Annotated in this window: 7 protein-coding genes; 4 read left to right on the top strand and 3 right to left on the bottom strand. The window is 70.1% G+C overall.

What is annotated here, in order from left to right; all coding sequences use genetic code 11:
- The first annotated feature begins 484 nt into the window (after positions 1 to 484).
- The gene (locus AC4NMM_RS09320) at positions 485 to 961 is read left to right on the top strand and encodes a 50S ribosomal protein L11 (protein ID WP_006112818.1); all 477 of its coding nucleotides are present in this window, start codon (positions 485 to 487) and stop codon (positions 959 to 961) included.
- A gap of 92 nt (positions 962 to 1053) precedes the next feature.
- Here the strand turns inward: AC4NMM_RS09320 and AC4NMM_RS09315 are convergent, their stop codons facing one another.
- Complete coding sequence (locus AC4NMM_RS09315; RefSeq protein WP_096395126.1) at positions 1054 to 1785, bottom strand: DUF4013 domain-containing protein; 732 nt, start codon at positions 1783 to 1785, stop codon at positions 1054 to 1056.
- A gap of 107 nt (positions 1786 to 1892) precedes the next feature.
- On the opposite strand from AC4NMM_RS09315, the gene AC4NMM_RS09310 reads away from it, so the two are divergent.
- Positions 1893 to 2180: a DUF8072 family protein gene (locus AC4NMM_RS09310; protein WP_096395128.1), complete on the top strand. Its 288-nt coding sequence runs from the start codon at positions 1893 to 1895 to the stop codon at positions 2178 to 2180.
- A gap of 30 nt (positions 2181 to 2210) precedes the next feature.
- On the opposite strand, the gene AC4NMM_RS09305 is transcribed toward AC4NMM_RS09310, so the two are convergent.
- Both AC4NMM_RS09305 and AC4NMM_RS09300 read right to left on the bottom strand, forming a co-directional pair.
- Positions 2211 to 2666 carry a universal stress protein gene (locus AC4NMM_RS09305; protein WP_491924143.1) on the bottom strand — a complete coding sequence of 152 codons (456 nt, stop codon included), beginning with the start codon at positions 2664 to 2666 and terminating at the stop codon, positions 2211 to 2213.
- Between the two features lie 103 nt (positions 2667 to 2769).
- Positions 2770 to 4653 (bottom strand): ATP-binding protein, encoded by a 1884-nt coding sequence (locus AC4NMM_RS09300; protein WP_096395132.1) that lies wholly within the window; start codon positions 4651 to 4653, stop codon positions 2770 to 2772.
- A 103-nt stretch (positions 4654 to 4756) separates the two neighbouring features.
- On the opposite strand from AC4NMM_RS09300, the gene AC4NMM_RS09295 reads away from it, so the two are divergent.
- Both AC4NMM_RS09295 and AC4NMM_RS09290 read left to right on the top strand, forming a co-directional pair.
- Entirely contained in the window at positions 4757 to 5092 is a 336-nt protein-coding gene (locus AC4NMM_RS09295; protein ID WP_096395134.1) for a DUF7113 family protein, read from the top strand.
- 78 nt (positions 5093 to 5170) lie between these two features.
- Positions 5171 to 6529, top strand: coding sequence for a M28 family peptidase (locus tag AC4NMM_RS09290; RefSeq protein WP_096395136.1), 1359 nt, complete (start codon positions 5171 to 5173; stop codon positions 6527 to 6529).
- The last annotated feature ends 67 nt before the right edge of the window (positions 6530 to 6596 follow it).

Raw genomic sequence — 6596 nt, 5'->3', positions numbered from 1 at the left:
GTGCGGTTGCGGTGCTGTGCGGGGTGGGACTCAAAGGGGCAGCCGCGAGGCGGGTGCAGGCGACGCAAGGACCGCAAGGAGCGAGTGAAACGAGCGACTGAGGACCGCAGCGAGCGTGCGCCCGCCTCGCGGCTGGGGCTTTGGAAGTGTTCGCCGCCGAACCGCGATCAACTATTTATAAACGAGCGGCTGGGGCTTTGGAAGTGTTCGCCGCCGAACCGCGATCAACTATTTATAAACGAGCGGCTGGGGCTTTGGGGACGTTCTCCGCCGATCCGGCATCAGACATTTATAAATGAGCGGCTAGGGGTTCGCTATTGCTCCACTCGGAATATCGAGATCCTTTATAAATCCGCACTGGATCTACGTAGCTCGTCGAAACGGTCGTTCACCGCCAGTTACGCGAGATGTAAGGTGTGCGAACCGCTGACTCCCCCTGCCCGAAAGAACAACCGTTAAAAGTCGGCGACGGGTTCGTACGGACATGGCTGGAACTATCGAAGCGCTCGTCCCCGGCGGGCAGGCCAACCCCGGCCCGCCGCTCGGTCCCGAGCTCGGACCGACGCCGGTGGACGTTCAGGACGTCGTCGCGGAGATCAACGACGAGACCGCTGCCTTCGACGGCATGGAGGTGCCCGTCACCGTCGAGTACGACGACGACGGCTCCTTCACCATCGAGGTCGGCGTGCCGCCCACCGCGGAGCTCATCAAGGACGAGGCCGGCTTCGACACCGGCTCAGGCGAGCCCCAGGAGAACTTCGTCGCCGACATGTCGATCGAGCAGGTGAAGAAGGTCGCCGAGCAGAAGTCGAGCGACCTGCTCGCGTACGACACGAAGGCCGCCGCCAAGGAGGTCGGCGGCACCTGCGCCTCCCTCGGCGTCACCATCGAGGGCGAGGACGCCCGGACGTTCGACGACCGCGTCGACGCCGGCGAGTACGACGACGTCCTCGACGAGTAGCTCCCTTTTCGCGGCTCTCCGACTTTCGGCGCCGCTTTCGATTCCGATCCGTTACATCGCGGGCCGTTCCGACCCGTTACACTACGGACCGGCTACACCGCGGACCGCTCCGCGACCTCCGGCTCGGGCGGTTCGGTCGCGACCGGCCGCACGTCGGCCCACGTCCAGCCGACGATCGCGGCCGCGGCGACGAGCGCGTAGAACTGGACGAACACGCCGGCGATCGTCCCGAGGATCGGGACCACGGAGAGGACGCCGATAGCGAGCGCGCCGGCGAGGACGACGACCGCCGCCGTGAGCCAGCCGGTCGCGTACGCCCGTTTCGTGACGACGCCCCAGAGCGCGCCGACGGCGAACCCGTCGCCGACCCGTCCCGACTCCGCCACCGCGGCGAGCGCCGCCGGCGTCACGTAGAGCCCGACGAGCGACAGGGCCAGGGCGACGAGCCCCGCGACGAGGACGAAGATCCCGACAGCGAAGGCGCCGAGGAAGGACCCCGCGCCGCCGTCGCCGGTTCCCGGGACCACGACGAACGCGCTGAGGCTCACGACCGCGGCGGCCGCGGCGACCGCGAGCGGGAGCAGCGAGTAAACGAAGACGACGGCGAACGCCTTCAGGCCGTCGACGAACAGCTCTCCCCACGCCTCGAAGACCGGCGGCTCGTCGTCGCCGTCGGAGGTGCGCCGTAGGACCCGCGCGAGGTAGCCGAAGACGAGGATCGAGGGGATGACGAGCGGGCTCGCGAGGAGCAGGAGCCCGCCGATGACGGCGGTGGTGACGGCGTCGTCGCCGTCGCGAAGGTAGGTGAGCGATGCTTCTATCATGATGGTTCTCACGCTCTTAACGCGCCGTGAGGTATTAAGATAGTACGGCAGTGTTCAGCGGCCGCCGGAGCCGACGGATTTTATCCGCCCCGACCCGACTCGCCGATATGCCCGACCTCAACCCCGTCGCGAAGCGGATCCACAACGTCCAGCCTCGGCCGGTGCGGCTCGAACTCGACACCGGCGAGACGGGCGTCTTCGAGTTCTCGTCGACGGAGTTCTTCCAGCGGGAGTTCCGCGGCGAGGGCGTCCGGACCGACGCGGACAGCGACGCCGACTTCCGGCTGATCAGCTCCGACGACTACGAGCGGATCCTGCTCGGCCGCTCCGGCTCCGACGAGGAGGGGTGGTCGATGGTCGGCGAGGTGGTCGCGGCCGAGCGCGCCGAGGAGTGAGGGGACGGCGGGCCGCCCGCGGAGCCCGACTCACCGGACGACCGTCACGGGCACCTCGGCGCGGCGCACCACGCCCTCCGCGACGCTGCCGAGGAGGACCCGCGAGAGCCCGGTCCGCCCGCGGCTCGCCAGCACGACGTGGTCGAACGGCTCGCCGGGCTCGTCGCCGTCCTCGCCGACGGGCTTCTCGCCGCCCGCTACGTCGAGAATCGTCTTCGTCGGGCGCCCGACCTCCAGCCGCGTGTCGATCTCCTGATCGACCGCGTCGACCGCCTCGGAGAGAATCCGTTCGCCGCGCTGCTTGGCGCTCTTGTACCACTGGTCGGAGGCGCCCGGGAACCCCCCCTCGGCGCCCGTCGCCGAGTCCGCGGGGTTGATCACGTGGAGCGCCGTGAGGTCGGCGTCGGGCCACTCGCCGGCCGCGAACCGCAGCGCTTCGACCGCCTCCTCCGACCCGTCGACCGCGACGAGGATGCGCTTGCTCATACGCGGCGGTTCGCCCGCTCCGGATAAAAAGGGCGGCGGCGACTCCGGCTCGGCGGCAATCCGGGGCGCGCCGCGTCGCGCAGAGGGGCGCGGATACGTCTCGTCAATCGTGCCGGGTCACGCACTCCGAGAGCCCGATCAGCTCGACGGGCTCTGAGTTGTCCGGCGAGTAGACGACCATCTGCCCCTTCTCCATGTACGGCACCTTGCCGGCGAGGTTCGAGGGGATGTTGACGCTGGAGATCGCGTCCTCGTCGCCGAGGTTCAAGACGATCTTCGTGTTTATCTGTTTGAACACCGACTCGGCCACGTCTTGGGGGTCCTGCGTAATTAAAAAGAGACCCAGCCGCTCCTTGCGGCCCTGCTTGGCGGCCTCCGTGAACTTCTGGACCACCTTCTGGGCCTGGACGTTGTCGGCGTCCGCGAGGAAGTTGTGCGCCTCGTCCATCCCGACGAGGAGCGGCGTCTCCTTGATCCGGTCGCTCGCCGGGTCGTTCGAGAGCTTGTCGTCGACTAACAGTCCCGCGACCGCGAGGACGACGATCTCCTTCTGCCGGGAGGTCGGCAGGTGGTAGGTGGGGACGACAGAGAGTCCCCCCGGCCGGACGAGGGTGTGGTCGAGCTCCGTGATCGGCTTCGCGTCCTGGTCGAACACGCCGCTCGGAACCCCGCGGACCCGGCGCTTGACGGCGTCGAAGGTGGCCTCGTGGACCCGCCCGCTCTCGTGGAGTTCCTCTTTGAGCGCCGGATCGTCGAGGTACGAGAGGAACTGGCTGTAGGTGCCCGAGTCGCCGTAGTCGTCGAAGAAGCGGTTGAGCAGCGTCAGCAGCGCGGGGTACTGGTTGTCGTTGAGCCCGGAGCCGGCCACGAGCCACGGCATGTCGTCCGCCAGCGAGAAGGGGATCGTGAACTCGACGCGCTCGGCGCGGTGCCCCTCGCCGGGGTACGTCGCGTTCGCGACGCGGGGCACGAGGGCGACCGTGTCGTCGTGGCCGCCGTGGGCGATCCCCTCCCGTTCGAGCCGCCGCGCGAACGCGTCGTCGAGGTCGGGATTGTCGTCGTGCATCTGCGCGTACTCGTCCTGCGGGTCGAACTGGACGACCGCCATCCGCGACTCGCGGCCGTCGCCCATCGGGTAGGTCCGGTCGGAGTCGAGGTACTGCCGGAGGACGTTCTTCGAGGCGTGGGTCTTCCCCGATCCGGTGCCGCCGGCGACGAGCGTGTGACGGAAGGCGAGCGGGTCGCCGTCGCCGTAGTCGTCCTTCACCCGGTAGTCGACTGTCGGGGGCTCCGCCGCGGTCCGCACCTTCTCGCCGCCGACCGAGAGGTGGCCGAGGAAGACGCCGTCGTCGGGGATCTTCAGCCCCGTCTTGATCTCGGCGTCGTCGGCCGCCTCCTCGACGACGGCGCCGGGCTTCGGTACGCGGTCCGTCATCCGCCGCTTCATCTCCTCGCCCTCGCCGTAGACGACGGACATCGGCTCCAGGTCGGCGACGAACTTGTAGTCGCGCTCGGCGAACTCGTCGCGCCGCATCTGCCGGCGGGCGTGGATCTCGGTCGCGTCGTCCGACTGGAACTCCTGTGCGTACTCTAACCCCGTGATCCGACAGAACAGCCGCTCGCCGTCGGGATACGGGATCAGGAGGTACTTCCCGAGCCGCACGGACTCGCGGTTTCCCGTCGTGACGAACGCCTTCAGCGACGTCTCCTCTTCCTCCTCGGCCACGCGGAGCCCCTGCGAGACCGACACCACACCGAGGCCCGAATCGCTGCCGGCCGGCGTCGCGTCGTAGTCGGCGAACGCGTCGTCCGCGGCGTCGCTTCCGGAGGTCCCTGCCGCGGCGTCGGTCGCGCTCCCTCCGTCGGTCGCGTTTCCGTCGTCGACCGCGGAGTCGCCGCCGGCCGCGCTCCCGGCGTCGTCCTCGCCCGGGGCGTCGCCGTCGCCCTCGCCGTCACCGGTGAACTCGGTGAAATCCTCCAGCGTCATGCCGTACCCACCGGTCGCCGGGCCGAAAGCGTTTGCCCTCGCGCCGCCGGCGTGCGGGAACCTCCCGCGGGGCGCTTATCACGCTCGCCCCCCTACCGACGGTATGATACTCGTTCGCGGCAGCGGCGGCGGGACGGACCTCACCGGCACGGTGTTCGAGCGCGGCGAGGAGCCGCCCGCGTACAAGGGCGCGCCGGACGAGGACGCGCCGTACGTCTGGGTGTGCGACTCCTTCTACGAGGTCGAGAGCGGCGGGTCGCCGCTCGTCGTCGACGGCGAGGAGATCCGCGTCGCCTTCGAGGAGCCGATGCCCCGCGGGTTCGACACCCGCGACCAGGCGGTCGAGGCCGCCCGCGAGCACGTCCGCACGCAGTTCGCGCGGATCGGCGTCGACCCCGCCGACGTCGCGGTCGAGGTGACCGCGGCTGACCCGGCCTGAGCCGCGGCGACGGGCGGGAGCGGTCGACCGCGGCTCCGCTTCCCGAACCCCTTTTCGCCCGCGGCCCAACCGGCCCGTATGACCGAGCTACCGGACCGCGTCGTCGGCGACGCGCGGACGAGCGACTTCGGGTGGAGCGTCCTCACGGACCTGACGGACATCGGGAACCGCATGGCCGGATCGACCGGCGAGCGCCGCGGCGCCGAGCGCGTCGTCGAGGCGTTCGAGGACGCCGGCCTGCGGAACGCCGGCCTCGACGAGTTCGAGATCCCCGGCTGGTGGCGCGGTGAGTCCTCGCTCGCGGTGTCGGGCGCGGTCGAGCGACACCACGAGAACTCCCACGAGGTCATCGCGCTACCGGGGACGCCGAGCGGCGAGGCGACGGCGCCGCTCGTCGACGTCGGCGACGGCACCGACGAGGCGTTCGCGGCCGCGGGAGACGAGCTGGAGGGCGCGGTCGCGATGGCCTCCTCGCGCACGCCGGACTCCCACGACCGGTGGATCCACCGGATGGAGAAGTACGTCGCGGCCGCCGAGCGCGGCGCGGTCGGGTTCGTCTTCCGCAACCACATTGAGGGGGCGCTCCCGCCGACCGGCGAGATCGGGTACCACAACCGGCCGGGGCCGATCCCCGCCGTCGGCGTCTCGAAGGAGGTCGGCGAGCGGCTCGCGCGGCTCGCAGCTGACGGAAACGAAGACGGACCGACCGTCTCGCTCGACGTCGACTGCCGGAACGAGCCGACGACCTCCGTCAACGCGGTCGCGGAAGTCGGACCTGACACGGAGGAGGCGGTGTACCTCACCGCCCACGTCGACGCCCACGACGTGAGCGACGGCGCCAACGACAACGGCGCGGGGTCGGCGCTCGTCGCCGAGGTCGGGCGCCTGCTCGCGACCGTCGAGGACGATCTCGACACGCGGGTGCGGCTCGTCACGTTCGGCTCGGAGGAGATCGGCCTGTGGGGGGCGTATCACACCGCGGAGACGACGCCCGAGGAGGAGATCGCCTGCGTGGTCAACCTCGACGGCGCCTGTAGCTCTCGGAATCTCCGCGTGGGGACGAACGGGTTCGGGGGGATGCGCGCCGTCTTCGAGGGCGTCGCGGACGCGTTCGACGCCTCCCTGACGACCGGGGAGACGATCTCGCCGCACGGCGACCAGTGGGCGTTCGTCCAGGAGGGGATCCCGGCCGTGATGGCCTCCACGACGAGCGACCAGTCCGGGCGCGGCTGGGGCCACACCCACGCCGACACCCTCGACAAGCTCGACTCGCGGGACCTCCGCGAGGTGGCGACGCTCGTGACCGCGGCGGTCTACCGGTTCGCGACCGGCGAGGTCGAGGCCGAACACCGCTCGCGGGAGTCGGTCCGCGACGCCATCGACGAGGGGTACGTCGAGGAGCTGAAGACGGGCGGGCGGTGGCCCTACGAGGAGTGATCCGGACGAGCGAGTGCGGAGGACTACGACGGCGACTGTCGGGAGCTACGACGGAGACCGGTACCGA

The organism is Halorubrum sp. SD41, from assembly GCF_058630335.1.
Note: the sequence above shows the minus strand (reverse complement) of the source record. Positions and strands in the feature narration are given on the sequence as shown.

Coding starts and splice junctions, on each gene's coding strand:
- AC4NMM_RS09320 (WP_006112818.1), top strand. CDS start 485: ATGGCTGGAACTATCGAAGCGCTCGTCCCCGGCGGGCAGGCCAACCCC.
- AC4NMM_RS09315 (WP_096395126.1), bottom strand. CDS start 1,785: ATGATAGAAGCATCGCTCACCTACCTTCGCGACGGCGACGACGCCGTC.
- AC4NMM_RS09310 (WP_096395128.1), top strand. CDS start 1,893: ATGCCCGACCTCAACCCCGTCGCGAAGCGGATCCACAACGTCCAGCCT.
- AC4NMM_RS09305 (WP_491924143.1), bottom strand. CDS start 2,666: ATGAGCAAGCGCATCCTCGTCGCGGTCGACGGGTCGGAGGAGGCGGTC.
- AC4NMM_RS09300 (WP_096395132.1), bottom strand. CDS start 4,653: ATGACGCTGGAGGATTTCACCGAGTTCACCGGTGACGGCGAGGGCGAC.
- AC4NMM_RS09295 (WP_096395134.1), top strand. CDS start 4,757: ATGATACTCGTTCGCGGCAGCGGCGGCGGGACGGACCTCACCGGCACG.
- AC4NMM_RS09290 (WP_096395136.1), top strand. CDS start 5,171: ATGACCGAGCTACCGGACCGCGTCGTCGGCGACGCGCGGACGAGCGAC.